The 18,651-nt window shown below is 62.2% G+C and carries 19 protein-coding genes; 16 read left to right on the top strand and 3 right to left on the bottom strand.

The features are described 5' to 3' along the window. The first annotated feature begins 44 nt into the window (after positions 1–44). Positions 45–1,166 carry a ribosomal protein uL16 3-hydroxylase gene (locus R0140_RS24015; RefSeq protein WP_012542999.1) on the top strand — a complete coding sequence of 374 codons (1,122 nt, stop codon included), beginning with the start codon at positions 45–47 and terminating at the stop codon, positions 1,164–1,166. A 63-nt stretch (positions 1,167–1,229) separates the two neighbouring features. Here R0140_RS24015 and R0140_RS24020 read toward each other — a convergent pair whose 3' ends face one another. Together R0140_RS24020 and cusR are read right to left on the bottom strand one after the other, a co-directional pair. Beyond that, entirely contained in the window at positions 1,230–2,663 is a 1,434-nt protein-coding gene (locus tag R0140_RS24020; protein WP_077139021.1) for a Cu(+)/Ag(+) sensor histidine kinase, read from the bottom strand. Continuing rightward, entirely contained in the window at positions 2,653–3,336 is a 684-nt protein-coding gene (gene cusR, locus R0140_RS24025) for a copper response regulator transcription factor CusR (protein WP_008807068.1), read from the bottom strand. The genes R0140_RS24020 and cusR overlap by 11 nt, the downstream gene beginning before the upstream one ends. A gap of 172 nt (positions 3,337–3,508) precedes the next feature. Here cusR and R0140_RS24030 point away from each other — a divergent pair, with 172 nt between their 5' ends. The 5 genes from R0140_RS24030 to R0140_RS24050 all read left to right on the top strand — a co-directional run bounded on the left by R0140_RS24030 (position 3,509) and on the right by R0140_RS24050 (position 10,144). Beyond that, on the top strand, positions 3,509–4,894 hold the full coding sequence (locus R0140_RS24030; RefSeq protein ID WP_317704064.1) for an efflux transporter outer membrane subunit: 1,386 nt from the start codon (positions 3,509–3,511) through the stop codon (positions 4,892–4,894). A gap of 17 nt (positions 4,895–4,911) precedes the next feature. Beyond that, the gene (gene cusF / locus R0140_RS24035; protein WP_032740383.1) at positions 4,912–5,256 is read left to right on the top strand and encodes a cation efflux system protein CusF; all 345 of its coding nucleotides are present in this window, start codon (positions 4,912–4,914) and stop codon (positions 5,254–5,256) included. 44 nt (positions 5,257–5,300) lie between these two features. Then, complete coding sequence (locus R0140_RS24040; RefSeq protein ID WP_032740363.1) at positions 5,301–6,563, top strand: efflux RND transporter periplasmic adaptor subunit; 1,263 nt, start codon at positions 5,301–5,303, stop codon at positions 6,561–6,563. 11 nt (positions 6,564–6,574) lie between these two features. Then, complete coding sequence (locus R0140_RS24045; protein WP_110222489.1) at positions 6,575–9,724, top strand: CusA/CzcA family heavy metal efflux RND transporter; 3,150 nt, start codon at positions 6,575–6,577, stop codon at positions 9,722–9,724. 72 nt (positions 9,725–9,796) lie between these two features. Beyond that, positions 9,797–10,144 carry a DUF1294 domain-containing protein gene (locus R0140_RS24050; RefSeq protein ID WP_023296985.1) on the top strand — a complete coding sequence of 116 codons (348 nt, stop codon included), beginning with the start codon at positions 9,797–9,799 and terminating at the stop codon, positions 10,142–10,144. Between the two features lie 9 nt (positions 10,145–10,153). On the opposite strand, the gene R0140_RS24055 is transcribed toward R0140_RS24050, so the two are convergent. Continuing rightward, complete coding sequence (locus R0140_RS24055) at positions 10,154–10,687, bottom strand: lipocalin family protein (RefSeq protein ID WP_008807074.1); 534 nt, start codon at positions 10,685–10,687, stop codon at positions 10,154–10,156. A 116-nt stretch (positions 10,688–10,803) separates the two neighbouring features. On the opposite strand from R0140_RS24055, the gene R0140_RS24060 reads away from it, so the two are divergent. From R0140_RS24060 to R0140_RS24105, 10 genes are all read left to right on the top strand, one after another. Further along, positions 10,804–11,532: a MerR family transcriptional regulator gene (locus R0140_RS24060; RefSeq protein ID WP_008807075.1), complete on the top strand. Its 729-nt coding sequence runs from the start codon at positions 10,804–10,806 to the stop codon at positions 11,530–11,532. A 227-nt stretch (positions 11,533–11,759) separates the two neighbouring features. Next, positions 11,760–12,194 (top strand): nuclear transport factor 2 family protein, encoded by a 435-nt coding sequence (locus R0140_RS24065; RefSeq protein WP_008807076.1) that lies wholly within the window; start codon positions 11,760–11,762, stop codon positions 12,192–12,194. Further along, a complete protein-coding gene (locus R0140_RS24070) occupies positions 12,191–12,910 on the top strand; it encodes an SDR family NAD(P)-dependent oxidoreductase (RefSeq protein WP_022064524.1) in 720 nt (239 codons plus the stop codon). Before R0140_RS24065 ends, R0140_RS24070 begins: the two co-directional genes overlap by 4 nt. Next, on the top strand, positions 12,907–14,166 hold the full coding sequence (locus tag R0140_RS24075) for an NAD(P)/FAD-dependent oxidoreductase (protein ID WP_032740360.1): 1,260 nt from the start codon (positions 12,907–12,909) through the stop codon (positions 14,164–14,166). Before R0140_RS24070 ends, R0140_RS24075 begins: the two co-directional genes overlap by 4 nt. 1 nt (position 14,167) lies before the next feature. Beyond that, positions 14,168–14,890 carry a DUF1365 domain-containing protein gene (locus R0140_RS24080; protein ID WP_016160202.1) on the top strand — a complete coding sequence of 241 codons (723 nt, stop codon included), beginning with the start codon at positions 14,168–14,170 and terminating at the stop codon, positions 14,888–14,890. After that, positions 14,887–16,107: a cyclopropane-fatty-acyl-phospholipid synthase family protein gene (locus R0140_RS24085; RefSeq protein ID WP_317703914.1), complete on the top strand. Its 1,221-nt coding sequence runs from the start codon at positions 14,887–14,889 to the stop codon at positions 16,105–16,107. Before R0140_RS24080 ends, R0140_RS24085 begins: the two co-directional genes overlap by 4 nt. After that, positions 16,104–16,589 (top strand): DUF2878 domain-containing protein, encoded by a 486-nt coding sequence (locus R0140_RS24090; RefSeq protein WP_025714115.1) that lies wholly within the window; start codon positions 16,104–16,106, stop codon positions 16,587–16,589. Before R0140_RS24085 ends, R0140_RS24090 begins: the two co-directional genes overlap by 4 nt. Further along, positions 16,586–17,110 (top strand): hypothetical protein, encoded by a 525-nt coding sequence (locus R0140_RS24095; RefSeq protein WP_049009387.1) that lies wholly within the window; start codon positions 16,586–16,588, stop codon positions 17,108–17,110. Before R0140_RS24090 ends, R0140_RS24095 begins: the two co-directional genes overlap by 4 nt. Beyond that, entirely contained in the window at positions 17,107–17,658 is a 552-nt protein-coding gene (locus R0140_RS24100) for a DUF3833 domain-containing protein (protein WP_012969055.1), read from the top strand. Before R0140_RS24095 ends, R0140_RS24100 begins: the two co-directional genes overlap by 4 nt. Continuing rightward, positions 17,655–18,614 (top strand): YbgA family protein, encoded by a 960-nt coding sequence (locus R0140_RS24105; protein WP_004178436.1) that lies wholly within the window; start codon positions 17,655–17,657, stop codon positions 18,612–18,614. The genes R0140_RS24100 and R0140_RS24105 overlap by 4 nt, the downstream gene beginning before the upstream one ends. Positions 18,615–18,651 lie beyond the last annotated feature (37 nt).

Genomic DNA, 18,651 nt, shown 5'->3' on the forward strand with positions numbered 1-18,651 from the left:
CCGTTTCTATAATCAGGCCCGTTTCTTCTTACTGGTAATAATCGATGGCTTATCAACTCAACATTAACTGGCCCGAGTTTTTAGAGAAGTACTGGCAAAAACAGCCGGTGGTATTAAAAAACGCGTTTCCGGACTTCGTCGACCCGATTACCCCGGACGAGCTGGCCGGATTAGCCATGGAGCCGGAAGTCGACAGCCGACTGGTCAGCCTGACCAACGGCAAATGGCAGGCCAGCAATGGTCCTTTTGAACATTTTGACGGGCTGGGCGAAACCGGCTGGTCGCTGCTGGCCCAGGCGGTAAACCACTGGCATATGCCCGCCGCCGAGCTGGTGCGCCCGTTCCGCGTACTGCCGGACTGGCGTCTGGACGACCTGATGATCTCCTTCTCCGTCCCCGGCGGCGGCGTCGGCCCGCATATCGATCAGTATGACGTCTTTATTATTCAGGGCATGGGCAGCCGCCGCTGGCGCGTGGGCGATAAGCTGCCGATGCGTCAGTTCTGCCCGCATCCGGCACTGCTGCACGTCGATCCGTTCCCGCCGATCATTGATGAAGATCTGCAGCCGGGCGATATCCTCTATATTCCACCAGGATTCCCGCACGATGGCGTGACCCACGAAACCGCACTGAACTACTCCGTCGGCTTCCGCGGGCCAAACGGTCGCGACCTGATCAGCAGCTTCGCCGACTATGTGCTGGAGAACGATCTTGGCGGCGAGCACTACAGCGATCCGGACCTCACCTGCCGCGAGCATCCGGGCCGGGTTGAGGAGTATGAACTCGAACGTCTGCGCACCATGATGATCGACATGATTCGCCAGCCGGAAGACTTCAAGCAGTGGTTCGGCAGTTTCGTGACCACCCCGCGTCACGAGCTGGATATTGCGCCGGCGGAACCACCGTATGAAGAAGAGGAAGTGGTCGATGCGCTGCTGGGCGGCGAAAAGCTTTCTCGTCTGAGCGGCCTGCGCGTTCTGCATATCGGCGACAGCTTCTTCGTGCATAGCGAACAGCTGGACACCACCGATGCCGAAGCGCTGGATGCGCTGTGCCGCTATACCTCATTAGGTCAGGAAGAGCTCGGCAGCGGCCTGCAGAATCCGGCGTTCGTGAGCGAACTGACGCGGCTGATTAATCAGGGCTACTGGTACTTCGAAGAGTAAGAGAGCGGCAATACTGCGGGCGGCCGCCTGGCGCTGCCCGCTGGCTTTCAGCCGTTATTGCGTCTATTTCGGCAGCACGATAATAAACCGCGTAGAGCGCCGATCGGACTGCACCGCTACGCTGCCGTGGTGGGCGCTGACGATGGATTTCACAATCGCCAGGCCGATACCGCTGCCCTCGCCTTTGCGCTGACGCGAGGGGTCGACGCGATAGAAACGGTCAAACAGCCGCGGAAGATGCTCGACGGCAATCGGCGTACCGGGATTCTCCACCACCAGACGGATCGTCTCGGCGCTTTCGCTCAACTGGATGGTCACCGCCTGGCCGGCCGGCGTGTAGCGGATCGCATTCGACAGCAGGTTGCTGATCGCTCGCCGCAGCATCAGCGGATCGCCCGTCACCCGGCAGTGGCTACCGACAAAGCGCAGCGCCACCGCCTTCTCTTCCGCCCACGCTTCAAAGAACTCAAACACCTTATGCACTTCATCAGCCAGATCCAGCGCCTGTTGCTCAGGGATCAGTTGGTTATTATCCGCCTGGGCGAGGAACAGCATATCGCTGACCATCCGCGACATCCGCGAGAACTCTTCGAGATTGGAATACAACACCTCTTCCAGCTCCTGCTGGCTGCGGCTCTGGCTTAAAGCGATTTCGGTTTGCGTCACCAGGTTGGTAATCGGCGTGCGGATTTCATGGGCGATATCGGCGGAGAAGTTGGACTGGCGGGTAAAGACATCCTCTATGCGCTCCAGCATATGGTTAAACGACAGCGCCAGCCGCTCCAGCTCGATAGGCACGGCCTGCGGGTCAAGGCGCACGTCGAGATCCCGCGAGGTAATATTCTGGATCTGGCGACTGATCTGGCGGATGGGCTTATGCCCCTGATAGACCACAAACAGCACGATGGCGATGATCAGCAAACTGATTATCGTCGCCGCGGAAATCAGCTTCGCTTTCAGCTCATTAATATAGTGCAGGTGAAAATCGATGGATAAGGCCATCAGCAGGTGGTACGCCGGTTTGCCGTCCGCCTGCTTGCCCAGCGGCAGCATGATCAGCCGCCAGGCGCGGGTCTCCATTGGATGATTATCATGAACCATCTTCCGCGGCTGCGGGTCAGTCCATGAAATCACATTCCCGTCGCGCAGCTGCATCGCCAGCCCCGGCGTACTCAGCATATGGCTGAGATCCGGCCCGTCTGGCGACTGAAACAAAATATTGCCCTGGCCGTCGTCCAGACAGATAAAGACGTTGGCGTAACCCGCAATGATATTCCTCACGATCTCCAGTCGCCGCGCCTGCGGGTAGTCGGCGTGGTTGAGCACCGTCTCCAGGGTGGTGCTGAGCTGCCTGAGATCGTGCACGTCGCGCTCTTCAAAGTGGGCCTTCACCGAATGGATCATGATCCAGGTGAAAGCAAAGAAGGCAATGATGGTGGCGAGGCTAATAAAGAAGGTCAGCCGGGTTGCCAGGGAAAAGGGGCGCTTAGCGGCCATCCGGCACCTCAAGCATATAGCCGACGCCGCGCACGGTCTGGATTAGCTTCGGCTCGAAGTCGTTATCAATTTTGGCGCGCAGCCGCTTCACCGCCACGTCGATGGCGTTAGTGTCGCTGTCGAAATTCATATCCCAGACCTGCGAGGCAATTAACGAACGCGGCAGCACCTCGCCCTGATGGCGCAGGAAGAACTCCAGCAGAGTGAATTCCTTACTGGTCAGGGTGATACGCGTCGCGCCGCGCGTCACCTTGCGGCTGACCAAATCGACGCTGAGATCCGCCGCCTGAAACTGGCTTTCGACGATGACCGCCGCCCCGCGGCGCAGCAGGGTCCGCACTCGCGCCAGCAGCTCCGCAAAAGCAAATGGCTTCACCAGATAGTCGTCGGCGCCCAGTTCCAGGCCCTTCACCCGATGCTCAATAGTGCCAAGCGCGGTGAGCAGCAGGATCGGCATGCCTTTATTGGCGGCGCGCAGCATGCGGACGATATCCCAGCCGTTCACGTCCGGCAGCATGATATCGAGGATCAGCAGATCGTAGTCGCTGGTCATCGCCAGGTGATAGCCGTTGAGGCCGTTATCGGCCAGGTCGACGACGAAGCCGGCCTCGGTGAGCCCTTTGGTCAGGTACTCTCCGGTTTTCTTCTCATCTTCGACAATCAAAATCTTCACGGCAGGCTCCTTCACGCGCGTTCTGTGCGGGTATTCAATTTTAGAGAAGCGACTCCGGATAGCAATGAAATATCAGGAAAATGACAGCTTTGTCATTTTCCTGTCACGCGTTGAACAGAGCCCGCTACGTAAAGTAGCTGCCATGGATAAATCGTCGAAAGCGTCTGCCGCCATGCGTTCTATACAGCTACTTACCCTCAGCGTGATATTTGCCTTAACCGGCTGTCTGTCGCTCGCTCCGGACTACCAGCGCCCCGCCGCGCCGGTGCCGCAGCAGTTCTCTCTCAGCCAGAACAAGCTGGTTACTGCGACAGCGGGCTATCAGGAGACCGGCTGGCGCACCTTTTTCGTCGACCCGCAGGTGAAAAGCCTGATTAGCACCGCGCTGATAAATAACCGCGATCTGCGGATGGCGACGCTGAAAGTGCAGGAAGCCCGCGCCCAGTACCGGGTTACCGACGCCGACCGCTACCCGCAATTGAACGGTGACGGCAGCACCACCTATGGCGGCAAGCTTAAAGGCGACACCACCACCAGCAGCGATTATGCCGCCGGCCTGAATCTCAGCTATGACCTCGACTTCTTTGGCCGGTTGAAAAACCTCAGCGAGGCCGACCGGCAGAACTTCTTCGCCAGCGAAGAGGCGCGGCGTGCGGTGCATATCCTGTTGATTGCTAACGTTTCACAAAGCTACTTCAACCAGCGGCTGGCGGCAGCGCAGTTGCAGGTGGCCAACGACACCTTACAGAACTATCAGCAGTCTTACGCCTTCGTTGAAAAACAGCTGCTGACCGGAAGCACCACCGTGCTGGCGCTGGAGCAGGCGCGCGGGATGATCGAGAGCACCCGTGCCGATATCGCCAAACGTCAGGGCCAGCTGGCGCAGGCCAATAACGCCCTGCAACTGCTGCTCGGCAGCTACCAGCATCTGCCGGACGATAGCGCCAGCAGCGCCATCGATCTGCAAGGCGTCACTCTGCCGCCATCGCTCTCCTCAGCGATCCTGCTGCAGCGGCCGGATATTCTGGAAGCGGAACACAGCCTGCGGGCGGCCAACGCCAACATCGGCGCCGCGCGGGCGGCCTTCTTCCCGGCGATCACCCTGACCAGCTCGCTCTCCGGCAGCAGCAGCGAGCTCTCCAGCCTGTTTAACGCCGGCAGCGCGATGTGGAACTTCATCCCCAAAATTGAACTGCCGATTTTCAACGCCGGGCGTAATCAGGCCAACCTCGATCTGGCGGAGATCCGCCAGCAGCAGCAGGTGGTCAACTATGAACAAAAAATACAGTCCGCCTTTAAAGAGGTGGCCGACGCGCTGGCCCTGCGCCAAAGCCTGGCCGATCAGATTGCCGCCCAGGAGCGCTATCTCGCTTCACTAAATATCACCCTGCAGCGCGCTACTGCGCTCTATCGTCACGGCGCGGTCAGCTACATCGAAGTCCTGAGCGCCCAGCGCGACATTTTTACCACCCGACAAACCCTGCTGGAACTCAACTATTCCCGTCAGGCTAATGAAATCACCCTGTTCACCGCCCTCGGCGGCGGCTGGATGGAATAACCCAAGGAGTCTTGATGATGAATTCACTCTCTAAAATCGCCCTGTTCACCCTGCTCTCTGGCGCGGTGTTCGCCGCCCAGGCCGCCGACCCGCACGCCGGCATGGCGATGCACGAGGAGCCCACCGCCGCGCAGGCGCAAAGCATCAGCGGCAAAGGCGTCATTAAAGCTATTGATATGGATAGCAAAAAAATCACCATCGCCCACGAGGCCATCCCGGCGGTGAACTGGCCGCCGATGACCATGCGCTTCACCATCACCCCGCAGACGCAGCTCAACAATGTGAAGGATGGCGACAGCGTGGACTTCACCTTCGTTCAGCAGGGCAACCTGTCGCTGCTGCAGGATATTCGCGCCCACTAATGGCCCGGCGACGGTAAGCCCCTCAACGACTAAATGGACGACACATGGCATCCCTGACACTGAAAAATACGGCGCTGATCCTCGGCAGCATGGTGATTGGCGGCGCGCTTACTGCGGCGCTGTACGCCCGGCTTTCCCCGCCCCACGCTGCCGCTCCGGCGGCCGAGCAGCAGCGTAAAGTGCTGTTCTGGTACGATCCGATGTACCCGAACACCCGCTTCGATAAACCGGGTAAATCGCCGTTTATGGATATGGATCTGGTGCCGAAATACGCCGATGAGGAGCATGCCGCCGCTGGTGCGTCGGGGGTGCGTATCGACCCGACGCAGACCCAGAATCTCGGCGTAAAAACCGCCGCGGTCACCCGCGGGCCGCTGCGCTACGCTCAGACCTTCCCGGCCAACATTAGCTATAACGAGTACCAGTATGTGATTATGCAGGCGCGGGCGGCGGGCTTTATCAATAAAGTCTATCCGTTGACCGTCGGCGACAAGGTGAAACAAGGCACGCCGCTCCTCGAGCTGACCATCCCTGACTGGGTGGAAGCGCAGAGCGAATATCTGTTGTTGCAGGAGACCGGGGGCACCGCCACCCAGGTCGAGGGGATCCTCGAGCGCCTGCGCCTCGCCGGAATGCCGGATGACGATATCCGCCGCCTGAAAACCACGCGTAAAATCCAGACCCGCTTTACCCTCAAAGCGCCGATCGATGGCGTGATTACCGCCTTCGATCTGCGTGCCGGAATGAATATCGCCAAAGATAATGTGGTGGCGAAAATTCAGGGCATGGACCCGGTGTGGGTCAGCGTGGCGGTGCCGGAATCCATCGTCTGGCTAATTAAAGACGCCTCGCAGTTCGCCATTCAGGTTCCCGCCTGGCCGGGAAAAACCTTCAGCATCAGCAAATGGACCCTTCTCCCCAGCGTCGATAGCGCCACCCGTACCCTGCAGCTGCGCCTGCAAGTCAACAACCCGGATGAAGCGCTGAAGCCGGGGATGAATGCCTATCTGCAACTGACCAGTGAAAGCGAACCGATGCTGCTGATCCCCTCCAAAGCGCTGATCGACAGCGGCAGCGAGCAGCGAGTGATTACCGTGGATAATGAGGGCCGCTTCGTGCCGAAACGCGTGCAGGTATTCCATGAATCCGCTGGCGTCACGGCCATTCGCAGCGGGCTGCAGGAGGGTGAGAAAGTCGTCGCCAGCGGCCTGTTCCTGATCGACTCGGAAGCCAATATCTCCGGCGCGCTGGAGCGCATGCGCGCGCAGGCTCCTGATGTCACGGCTCCTGCCGCCCACGCGCACTGAGGAACGGAACAATGATTGAATGGATTATCCGCCGCTCGGTGGCCAACCGTTTCCTGGTGATGATGGCGGCGCTGTTTCTCAGCATCTGGGGGACCTGGACCATCGTCCATACCCCGGTGGACGCTCTGCCGGACCTCTCCGACGTACAGGTGATCGTCAAAACCAGCTATCCGGGGCAGGCGCCGCAGATCGTCGAAAACCAGGTCACCTGGCCGCTGACCACCACCATGCTGTCGGTGCCCGGCGCTAAAACGGTACGCGGCTTCTCGCAGTTTGGCGACTCCTACGTCTACGTGATTTTTGAAGACGGCACCGATCCTTACTGGGCGCGCTCGCGGGTGCTGGAGTATCTCAACCAGGTGCAGGGCAAACTTCCCGCCGGGGTCAGCGCCGAAATGGGCCCGGACGCCACCGGCGTCGGCTGGGTCTTCGAGTACGCGCTGGTCGACCGCAGCGGCAAGCACGACCTCGCCGAACTGCGCTCCCTGCAGGACTGGTTCTTAAAATATGAGCTGAAAACCATCCCTAACGTCTCGGAAGTGGCGTCGGTGGGCGGCGTGGTCAAGGAGTACCAGATTGTTGTCGACCCGATGAAGCTGACCCAGTACGGCATCAGCCTCGGCGAGGTGAAATCGGCGCTGGACGTCTCTAACCAGGAGGCGGGCGGTTCTTCCGTCGAACTGGCGGAAGCCGAATATATGGTGCGCGCCAGCGGCTACCTGCAGACGCTCGACGACTTCAAAAATATCGTGCTGAAAACCGGTGACAACGGTGTGCCGGTCTATCTCGGCGACGTCGCGCGGGTGCAGATTGGCCCGGAGATGCGCCGCGGTATCGCCGAGCTTAACGGCGAAGGCGAAGTGGCCGGCGGGGTGGTGATCCTGCGCTCCGGCAAGAACGCCCGCGAAGTGATCTCCGCGGTCAAAGAGAAGCTGGCGTCGCTGCAAAGCAGCCTGCCGGAAGGGGTTGAAGTGGTCACCACCTACGACCGCAGCCAGCTTATCGACCGCGCCATCGACAACCTCAGCCACAAACTGCTGGAAGAGTTTATCGTCGTCGCGCTGGTCTGTGCCCTGTTCCTGTGGCACGTGCGCTCGGCGCTGGTAGCGATTATCTCGCTGCCGCTCGGCCTGTGCTTCGCCTTTATCATGATGCATTTCCAGGGGCTCAACGCCAACATCATGTCGCTGGGCGGGATCGCGATTGCGGTGGGAGCGATGGTCGATGCCGCCATCGTGATGATTGAGAACGCCCATAAGCGGCTGGAGGAGTGGGAACATCAGCACCCGGGAGAGAAGCTCAGCAACGACACACGCTGGAAAATCATTACCGATGCCTCGGTGGAGGTCGGCCCGGCGCTGTTTATCAGCCTGCTGATCATTACTCTGTCGTTTATCCCGATTTTCACCCTCGAAGGCCAGGAGGGCAAACTGTTCGGCCCGCTGGCCTTCACCAAAACCTGGTCGATGGCCGGGGCGGCGCTGCTGGCGATCGTGGTGATCCCGATCCTGATGGGCTTCTGGATCCGCGGCAGGATCCCGGCGGAGAGCAGCAACCCGTTGAACCGCTTTTTGATCCGCATTTATCACCCGCTGCTGCTGAAGGTGCTGCACTGGCCGAAGACTACCCTGCTGATCGCGCTTCTGTCGATCCTGACGGTTGTCTGGCCGCTTAACCGGGTCGGCGGCGAGTTTCTGCCGCAGATCAACGAGGGCGATCTGCTGTATATGCCGTCAACGCTGCCGGGGATCTCCGCTGCGCAGGCGGCGGATATGCTGCAGAAAACCGATAAGCTGATCATGACGGTGCCGGAAGTGGCCCGGGTGTTCGGCAAAACCGGCAAGGCCGAAACCGCTACCGACTCGGCGCCGCTGGAGATGGTAGAGACCACGATTCAGCTTAAGCCGCAGGATCAGTGGCGACCGGGAATGACCATGGAGAAGATCGTCGAGGAGCTGGACAAGACCGTGCGCCTGCCGGGGCTGGCGAACCTGTGGGTGCCGCCGATCCGCAACCGCATCGACATGCTCTCCACCGGCATCAAGAGCCCGATTGGCATTAAAGTTTCCGGCACTAATCTGGCCGATATCGACGCCATCGCCGAACAAATTGAAGGGGTGGCGCGCACCGTGCCGGGAGTCACGTCGGCATTAGCCGAGCGGCTGGTCGGCGGGCGCTACCTCAATATTGATATTCAGCGTGAGAAGGCGGCCCGCTACGGGATGACCGTCGGCGACGTGCAGCTGTTCGTCTCGTCCGCCATCGGCGGCGCGATGGTTGGCGAAACGGTAGAGGGCGTCGAGCGCTACCCGATCAACATCCGCTACCCGCAGAGCTATCGCGACAGCCCGGAGACCCTCCGCCAGCTGCCGATCCTCACGCCGCTGAAGCAGCAGATCGTCCTCGGCGACGTGGCTGAGGTGAAGGTGGTCACCGGACCATCCATGCTGAAGACCGAGAACGCCCGCCCGACCAGTTGGATCTACATCGACGCCCGCGACCGCGACATGGTGTCGGTAGTGCACGATCTGCAGCAGGCCATCGGCAAGGAGGTGAAGCTGAAGCCGGGCATCAGTGTGTCCTACTCCGGGCAGTTTGAGCTGCTGGAGCGCGCCAATCAGAAGCTGAAGCTGATGGTGCCGATGACGCTGATGATTATCTTCGTGCTGCTGTATCTGGCGTTCCGCCGCGTCGGCGAGGCGCTGCTGATTATCACCAGCGTGCCGTTCGCCCTCGTCGGCGGGATCTGGTTTCTCTACTGGATGGGGTTCCATTTATCGGTAGCCACCGGGACCGGCTTTATCGCCCTGGCCGGGGTGGCGGCGGAGTTTGGCGTGGTGATGCTGATGTACCTGCGCCACGCCATCGAGGCGGAACCGTCGCTGAAGAATCCGCAGACTTTCAGCGTCGATAAGCTCGACGAGGCGCTGTACCAGGGGGCGGTGCTGCGCGTGCGGCCGAAGGCGATGACCGTGGCGGTGATTATCGCCGGCCTGTTGCCGATTTTATGGGGTACCGGCGCCGGGTCGGAAGTCATGAGCCGTATCGCCGCACCGATGATTGGCGGTATGATCACCGCCCCGCTGCTGTCGCTATTTATCATTCCGGCGGCATATAAGCTGATGTGGCTGTCCCGGCATCGGAGCAAGCGTAGCGAATAACCCGCCGCGTTTACGCCGGTCCGGGAAATTGGCTATAGTGGCGCCATTCTTCTGGCCGGCGTGAACGTCCCTATGAATCTGAACCTGGTGTGTTATTCCCTGCTGCTGCTCACCGCCGTGGGCAGCGCCCTGCTGCCCTACCCGCTGGCGATGTGGTTTTTACTGAGCAGCCTTCTGACATGGCTTATCTATGGCGCCGACAAGCTGGCGGCGCGCAAAGCCTGGCGACGGGTGCCGGAAACCACGCTGCTGGTGCTGGGCCTGGCGGGAGGCTGGCCGGGGGCCATCCTCGGCCAGCAGTGCTTTCGCCATAAAACGCAAAAGCAGCCCTTCCGGCGGTGGTTTTTCGTCAGCGTGGCGCTGAACGTGGCGGCGCTGGCCGGGCTGTACGTGGTTTATACCCACCTGCTCAGCCACTAAGGGGCGAGGCTAGCGCGGCGTCTGGCGGATCCACACCAGGCGATCGACGTCAAAGCCCAGCTCGCGCGCGGTATTCAGGTAATCCTGCTTCACCGCCGCCGGAATGGTGGGGGTGCGCGACAGGATCCACAGATAGTCGCGGTTGGGGCCGCTGACCAGCGCGTATTGGTAGTCGTCGTCCAGGCGGATCACGTTATAGCCGCCGTAGAATGGCCCGAAGAACGACACCTTCAGCGCCGCGGTGGTGGGGGCGCCGGTGAAATAGGCTTTTCCGTCGCTCTCACTCCAGCGTTTTTTGACCGGGTCATAACCGCGATTGACGACGCTGATCCCCCCGTCGCTGCGGGCGCCGTAGGTGGCGGTCACCTGCTCCAGGCCTCGCTCGAAGCGATTCTCCAGGCGGGCGACTTCATACCATTTTCCAAGGTAACGGCTGGCGTCAAACCCGCTAATCGGCTGAACGCCCTTCGGCGGGGTGGGCGATTTGCAGGCCACCAGGGTCAACGCGATAGCAACGCCAGTGACAACAGGCCATAGCTTCATGAGAACTCCTTTCATTTACGCGGTAGGGGAAAGTGTAGTGCAAAGCCACTACACTTCACGCCAGCCGACGTGATTCGTAGTATATTGAGAATATTCTTTGTTAACAGGTGGCCTCCATGCCTTACTCCATCGGCGAATTTGCCCGACTATGCGGGATAAATGCGACCACGCTTCGCGCCTGGCAGCGCCGCTATGGCCTGCTCAAGCCGCTGCGCACCGATGGTGGTCACCGTCAGTACAGCGATGACGACGTCCAGCAGGCGCTGAAGATCCTCGACTGGGTGAAAAAAGGGGTACCAGTCAGCCAGGTGAAGCCCCTGTTGTCGCGCCCCGGCGCACGGCGCACCAACAACTGGCTGACGTTGCAGGAGACCATGCTGCAGAGGCTGAAAGAGGGAAAAATCGAGTCCCTGCGCCAGCTGATCTACGACGCCGGACGCGAATATCCGCGCCAGGAGCTGGTCACCGAGGTGCTGCGTCCGCTGCGCAGCCAGGTCTCCGCCAACGTGCCGGCCATCATGACGCTGCGCGAAATTCTCGACGGCATCATCATCGCCTATACCTCGTTTTGCCTCGAAGGCGACAAGAAGGCGCCCGGGGACAACTTTCTGATCACCGGCTGGCACTTGACCGACGCCTGCGAAATCTGGCTTGAGGCGCTCAAACGTACCGGCCAGGGCCATCGCATCGACGTTCTGCCGGTGCCTCCCGCCGCCCTGGCGCCGGAGATTTTCCCCCAGCGCAACTGGCTGCTGGTTACCAGCGGCAAACTTTCCGCCGCCCGCCAGAGGCAGGTCGAACTCTGGCAGCAGCAGGTCGTCTCCCTCGAGGTGATTCCGCTCTAACCCCCTGTTTTAACTTACCCCACTCTCTGTTCCGCCAGCGCCCGGTGGCGCGGCGGGCGCACGCTTGCCCTTCGCACCACTCACGATCCCCCCTTAAAACACCAATCATAACAACATGATTTTTAACACAAATAAAATATATTTTTCTACAAACTTGGACAAATAATTTTATTTGTGTAAGTTTTAAGTATGCCATTACGCTACCGTATCTAGCCAGGATGTGATCCATGAGCACCTCGCCGTCTGTGATTCGTCGTTTCGTTGAGTACTACGCCGGGCTGGATGCGCAGCCGCCCGCGGCGCTGGCCGCGCTGTACCATCCGGATGCGACGCTGAGCGATCCTTTTGGTCAGCATCAGGGGCTGTTCGCCATTCAGCGCTACTTTACCCATCTGCTGGCCAACGTGGAGCAGTGCCGGTTCACCATCGACACGCCGCTCTGCGACGGCCAACGGTTCGCCGTGACCTGGACCATGCACTGGTCGCATCCGCGCATTGCCGGTGGAGAAACCCTGGCCCTGCCGGGTTGCTCGGTGGTGGACATCGCCGGGGAGCAGATCCTCCATCAGCGCGACTACTACGACGCAGGGGAGATGATCTACGAGCATCTTCCCCTGCTGGGCTGGGCGGTACGCGGCGTGAAGCGGAGGGTGCGCTCATGATGACGGTGCTCATCACCGGCGCCAGCTCCGGGATCGGCGCCGGTCTGGCGAAATCCTTCGCGGCGGATGGCCATCTGGTTATCGCCTGCGGGCGCGATGCTTCGCGCCTGGCAACGCTCCAGCAGTTCAGCCCCAACATCACTGTGCGCCTGTTCGATATGACTGACAGGGACGCCTGTCGCCAGGCGCTGACGGGCTGTTTTGCCGACCTGATCATTCTCTGCGCCGGGACCTGCGAATACCTCGACCACGGGCAGGTGGATGCCGCCCTCGTGGAGCGAGTGATGGCCACCAACTTTCTCGGGCCGGTGAACTGCCTGGCGGCGCTGCAGACGCAGCTGGAGGCAGGCGATCGGGTGGTGCTGGTCAGCTCGATGGCGCACTGGCTACCCTTCCCGCGCGCGGAAGCCTATGGCGCCTCCAAGGCGGCGCTGACCTGGTTTGCCAACAGCCTGCGTCTGGACTGGGAGCCGAAAGGGGTCGCCGTCACGGTGGTCTCTCCGGGCTTCGTCGACACGCCGCTGACGCGCAAAAACGACTTCGCCATGCCCGGCCGGGTGAGCGTGGATCGGGCGGTGACGGCGATCCGCCATGGCCTGGCGAAAGGCCAAAACCACATTGCCTTCCCCACCGGTTTCAGCCTGGCCCTGCGGCTGCTGGCCAGCCTGCCATCGGGTATCCAGCGCCTGCTGTTGCGCAGGATGGTGCGCTCATGAACATCGCCATCATCGGTAGCGGCATCGCCGGGCTGACCTGCGCCTGGCGGCTGGCCGGACACCATCAGGTGACGCTGTTCGAAGCGGGCGCCACGCCGGGCGGCCACACCGCCACCGTGGATGTCGCCACGCCGCAGGGCACCTGGGCCATCGATACCGGATTTATCGTCTACAACGATCGCACCTATCCGCGCTTTATGGGCCTGCTCAGCGAGCTGGGGATCGACGGGCAAAAAACGCAGATGAGCTTCTCGGTTCACAACCCGACCAGCGGCCTGGAGTACAACGGTCACAGCCTGACCTCGCTTTTCGCCCAGCGGCGCAATCTGCTGAAGCCGGCCTTCTGGGGGCTGCTGAGCGAGATCGTCCGCTTTAACCGGCTGGCGAAACTGGCGCTGACCGAGGCGCTGGATCCGGGGGCGACGCTGGAGAGCTTCCTCGCCCGCCACCGCTTCAGCCCCTTCTTCGCCCGCCACTATATTCTGCCGATGGGGGCGGCCATCTGGTCGTCGTCGCTGCAGGAGATGCGTCGCTTCCCGCTGCCGCTGTTTTTACGCTTCTTTGAACACCACGGCCTGCTGGATATTCGCGATCGCCCGCAGTGGTACGTGGTGCCCGGCGGTTCCCGGGAGTACGTTCGCGCCCTGCTCGCCAGGCTCGGCGATCGTCTGAATCTGCGGCTCAACGCGCCGATACAGCAGGTGGACCGTCACCCGACGGGGGTCACCCTGCGGCTGGCGTCCGGGGAGGCGCATTTTGACCAGGTGATCTTCGCCTGCCACTCCGCGCAGGCCCTGGCGATGCTGGCGGCGCCCACCGATTCCGAACGCGAAGTCCTCGGGGATATCGGCTGGCAGCGCAACGAGGTGGTGCTGCACAGCGATCCGCGCTGGCTGCCGGAGCGCCAGCGCGCCTGGGCCAGCTGGAACTATCGCCTGAGCGACGGGGATCGGGCCCGGGCCTGCGTCACCTACAACATGAATATTCTCCAGGGGCTGCCCGCGGACGCGCCGCTGTTCTGCGTCACCCTGAACCCGGACGCGCCGGTGGATGACCGCTACGTCTGGCAGCGCTTCGTCTATGAGCATCCGCTGTTTAACCCGCAAAGCTGGTCGGCCCAGCTGCGGCGCGAAGAGATTAACGGCCAGCAGCGGAGCTGGTACTGCGGGGCCTACTGGTACAACGGCTTTCATGAGGACGGGGTGCGCAGCGCGCTCGACGTGGTGCAGGGCATCGCCGCGGCGGAGGGCAACTGAGATGAACAGCTGCCTCTATCAGGGCGTCCTGCGCCACCGTCGCCTGCAGCCGAAGGCGCACCACTTCGTCTACCGCCTGTTTATGGCCTGGCTCGACCTCGACGAACTGGACAGGCTGCCTGAGGCGGGCATCCGCCGCAACCGCCTGGCCGCCGCTGCCTGGTACGACGCCGATTATCCGCTGGGCGCGCCGCTGAAGGCCCAGGTGCTGAACCGGCTGGAGAGCCTGACCGGCTGCCGCCCGGCGGGACGCGTGATGCTCCTGACCCAGCTGCGCTACTTCGGCTTCCATTTTAATCCGGTCAACTTTTACTACTGCTATGACGAGGCCGACACCCTGCGCTGGGTGCTGGCCGAAGTGCGTAACACGCCGTGGAATGAGCGTCATTACTACGCGGTGGACGGCCAGCAGGCGCGCCCGCTGGAGAAAGCCTTTCACGTTTCGCCGTTTAACCCGATGGACATGGTCTATCACTGGCGCTTCAACGCGCCCGGCAAAACGCTGCACATGCATATTGAAAACCATCAGGCCAGCAAGGTGTTCGACGCCACGCTGGCCCTGAGCCGCGTGCCATTGACCCGCGCCAACCTGCGCGGGCTGCTGCTGCGTCTGCCGCTGATGACCCTGAAAACCGTCCTCGCCATCTACTGGCAGGCGCTGCGGCTGTGGCTGAAGCGCGTGCCGCTGTACAACCATCCTGTCAGCAGGAGTGAACGCTCATGACCGATCCCGTCTTTGCGCTTGAACCCGATGTGCCGCGCAACGTGCGGCTCGCGCGCTGGCTGCTCTTTCGTCTGTTGAGCGGCCTCCGCGAAGGCTCGCTCACCGTGCGCGAAGGGGCGCAGACGTTTCATTTTGGCGACCCCGCCGCCGCGCTGCGCGCCGAGGCACGGGTCTGCACGCCGGAGGTGTACTGGCGTCTGCTGACCGGCGGCAGCCTGGCGGCGGCCGAGGCCTGGATGGACGGCGACTGGGAGAGTCACCAGCTGACGGCGCTGCTGCAGATCCTCGCGCGCAACGGCGAGGTGCTGGGGCGTCTGGAGCGCGGCTTTCGTCTGGTGGGCAAGCCCGTCGCCCGCCTGCGCCACTGGACCCGCCGCAACACCCGCGCCCAGGCGCGGGAGAACATCGCCGCCCATTACGACCTCGGCAACGAGTTTTATGCCCACTTTCTGGATGACGACCTGCTCTACTCCAGCGCGTTGTTTACCGATGACCAACAGGATCTGACCCAGGCCCAGCGGGCCAAGATGGCGCGTCTGTGCGACCAGCTGGCGCTCACTCCCGGCGATCATCTGCTGGAGATTGGCACCGGCTGGGGGGCGCTGGCCGAGTACGCCGCCCGCCATTACGGCTGCCGGGTCACCACCACCACCCTTTCCCGGGAGCAGCACCGCTGGGCTACCGAGCGCATGGCCCGCGCCGGGCTGCAGGATCGCGTCGAGGTGCTGCTCTGCGACTACCGCGATCTGCGCGGCGAGTACGACAAACTGGTGTCAGTGGAGATGATTGAGGCGGTGGGCCAGCGCTACCTGCCGGCCTTCTTCCGCGCCTGCCAGGCACGCCTGCGTCCGGGCGGCAGAATGGCCCTGCAGGCGATCACCATCCAGGATCAGCGCTATCGCGACTACAGCAAAAGCGTCGATTTTATCCAGCGCTACATCTTCCCCGGCGGCTTTTTGCCCAGCATCACGGCAATGAGCGAGCTGATGACCCGCCATACCGATTTTGTGGTGCGCAACCTGTTCGACATGGGCCCGGACTACGCCCGCACCCTGGCCCACTGGCGGCAGCGTTTTACTCACGCCTGGCAGGATATTGAGAAGCTCGGCTTTGATGAGCGCTTCCGCCGGATGTGGCTCTACTACTTCGGCTACTGCGAAGCCGGATTTAACGCCCGCACCATCAGCGTGGTGCAGCTCACCGCGGAGCGGGTATGACACGCCCGGCGCAGCACCTGCTGATGGCCCTCGCGTTCGATGTTTACTGGACGCTGGTGGTGATGTTGCGCGAGCGCGGCCTGCTGATCTGGCTGACGCTGGCGATCTTCGCCTGGCTGCGGTTGCCGGCGGCCAGTCGTCCGCCCGCCCTGCTGTTGGCCACGGCGGGCTGCGGCCTGGATGCCTGCTGGGCGCTGGCGGGGCTGATCGATTTTCGCGGCGATAGCCTGCTGCCCCTGTGGATGGTGGCCCTGTGGCTGATGTTCGCCGTCGTCTGGACCCGACTGACCCGCACCACGACGCTTCCCGGCTGGGTGCTGGCCACGGTGGCGACCCTCGGCGGCCCGGTGGCCTACCTGATCGGCGCTCGCCTTGGAGCCATGACCCTGCTGGTGCCGATGGCGCTTGCCGTGGCCGCCATGGCCTGCGGCTGGCTGGTGCTCATGCTGTTATTCCATCTGGGGATGGGGAGGCGAAAATGAGATTCGCCCTGTTACTGCTGTGGCTGACCACCCTCGCTCCGGCGGCCCACGCCGCCGACTGGCTGACGTGGCGCCGCGTCGGCGAGGCGACCCTCACCTGGGGGCCGTTCACCGTCTATCACTCGCAGCTGCGCACACCCAATGGCCGGTATGACGGCCCGCAGCAGGATCGGGCGCTGATCATCACCTACCAGCGCGATATCGATCGCGAGGCGCTGGTGGAGGCCACCCGCGATCAGTGGCAGGCGCAGGGTATTCTGCAGCAGGAGCCGCGCAGCGAAGCCTGGCTGCGCATGCTGCAGGGGATCTGGCCGGACGTCGCGCCGGGCAGCCAGCTGGCGTTCGTGGTCAGCGGCGGCGAGGGGCAGTTCTGGTACCGCGCCAGCGCCGCGCAGACCGCCTTTATCCCGCTCGGCCCGCGCCAGTCGGCGGCGTTCAGCACCCGCTTTCTCGCCATCTGGCTCGATCCGCGCACCACTTATCCCGAACTGCGTCAGCAGTTGATCGGAGGTACACCATGAAACGCATTCTGACCCTTGGCCTGGCGCTGCTGATGCTGATCCTCGCTGGCTGCAGCACCGAGGTCACGGAGTACCGGCAGCAGCAGCCCGCCCTCGACATCTTTCACTATTTTCAGGGGCGAACCGAGGCGTGGGGGATGGTGCAGGATCGCAACGGCAAGCAGCTGCGCCGCTTCCATGTTGAGATCGATGGCGACGTCGTCGGCGACACCCTGACGCTTCATGAGCGCTTTGTCTATGACGATGGCGAGAAGCAGCAGCGGGTGTGGCGCATTCGCCGCACCGGCGATAACCGTTATCAGGGCACCGCCGGGGATATCGAAGGGGTGGCCAGCGGCCAGGCGGCAGGCAATGCCTTTCACTGGCGCTACAGCATGAACGTCGAGGCCAGCGGCAGCCGGTGGCTGCTGCACTTTGACGACTGGATGTTCCTGCAGGACGGCAGCCATTTATTTAACAAAACCGAGATGAAGAAATTCGGCATTACGGTCGCCACCGTGACCCTTTTCTTTACCCGAACCACAGCAGAAGAGAGGACAGCGCCATGAACACGCAACCTGTCATTGGGATCAGCGGATGTTTAACCGGCTCAGCCGTGCGATTCGACGGCGGGCATAAGCGTATGGGCTTTGTGATGGATGAGCTCGCGCAGTGGGTGGCGTTTAAACCCGTCTGCCCGGAGATGGCGATCGGCCTGCCCGTTCCCCGTCCGGCGCTCCGCCTGGTGCAGACCCCGGTCGGGGAGATCCGCATGCGCTTCAGCCACGCCCCGCACGAGGATGTGACGGAGAAGATGGCCGATTTCGCCAGCGCCCATCTGGCAACCCTGGGCGAGCTGTCGGGCTTTATCGTCTGCGCCAAATCGCCGAGCTGCGGGATGGAGCGCGTGCGGCTGTATGACGAAAAAGGCAATCGCGGGCGTAAGGAAGGCGTGGGGCTGTTTACCGGCGCCCTGATGGCGCGCTACCCGTGGCTACCGGTGGAAGAGGATGGCCGGCTGCACGATCCGCTGCTGCGGGAGAATTTTGTCGAGCGCGTTTTCGCCCTGCATGAACTCAACGCCCTGCGCGCCCGCGGCCTGACCCGTCACGGCCTGCTGGCCTTTCACAGCCGCTACAAGCTGCAGCTGCTGGCTCACCACCAGGCGGGCTATCGGGAGATCGGCCCGTTCGTCGCCTCGCTGCATGAATGGGAGGATCTGGAGGCTTTCTTCGAGGTCTATCGCGAAAAGCTGATGGCGATCCTCAAGCAGCCCGCCTCGCGGAAAAACCACACCAACGTGCTGATGCATATTCAGGGTTATTTCCGCGACCAGCTCAACAGCCGCCAGCGCGGCGAGCTGCGGGAGGTGATCCTCAACTATCGCGCCGGGCTGCTGCCGATCCTCGCCCCGCTGACGCTGCTTAAGCACTATCTGGCCGAGTATCCGGATCGTTACCTGCAGGCGCAGAACTATTTTGACCCCTACCCGCAGGATCTGGCCCTGCGCCTGACGGTGAACTGAGGGAACCAGGGCCAGCTGCCCGGCGGCGCTGCGCTTG

Source organism: Klebsiella sp. w6 (assembly GCF_033100215.1).
Lineage (GTDB): Bacteria > Pseudomonadota > Gammaproteobacteria > Enterobacterales > Enterobacteriaceae > Klebsiella > Klebsiella variicola.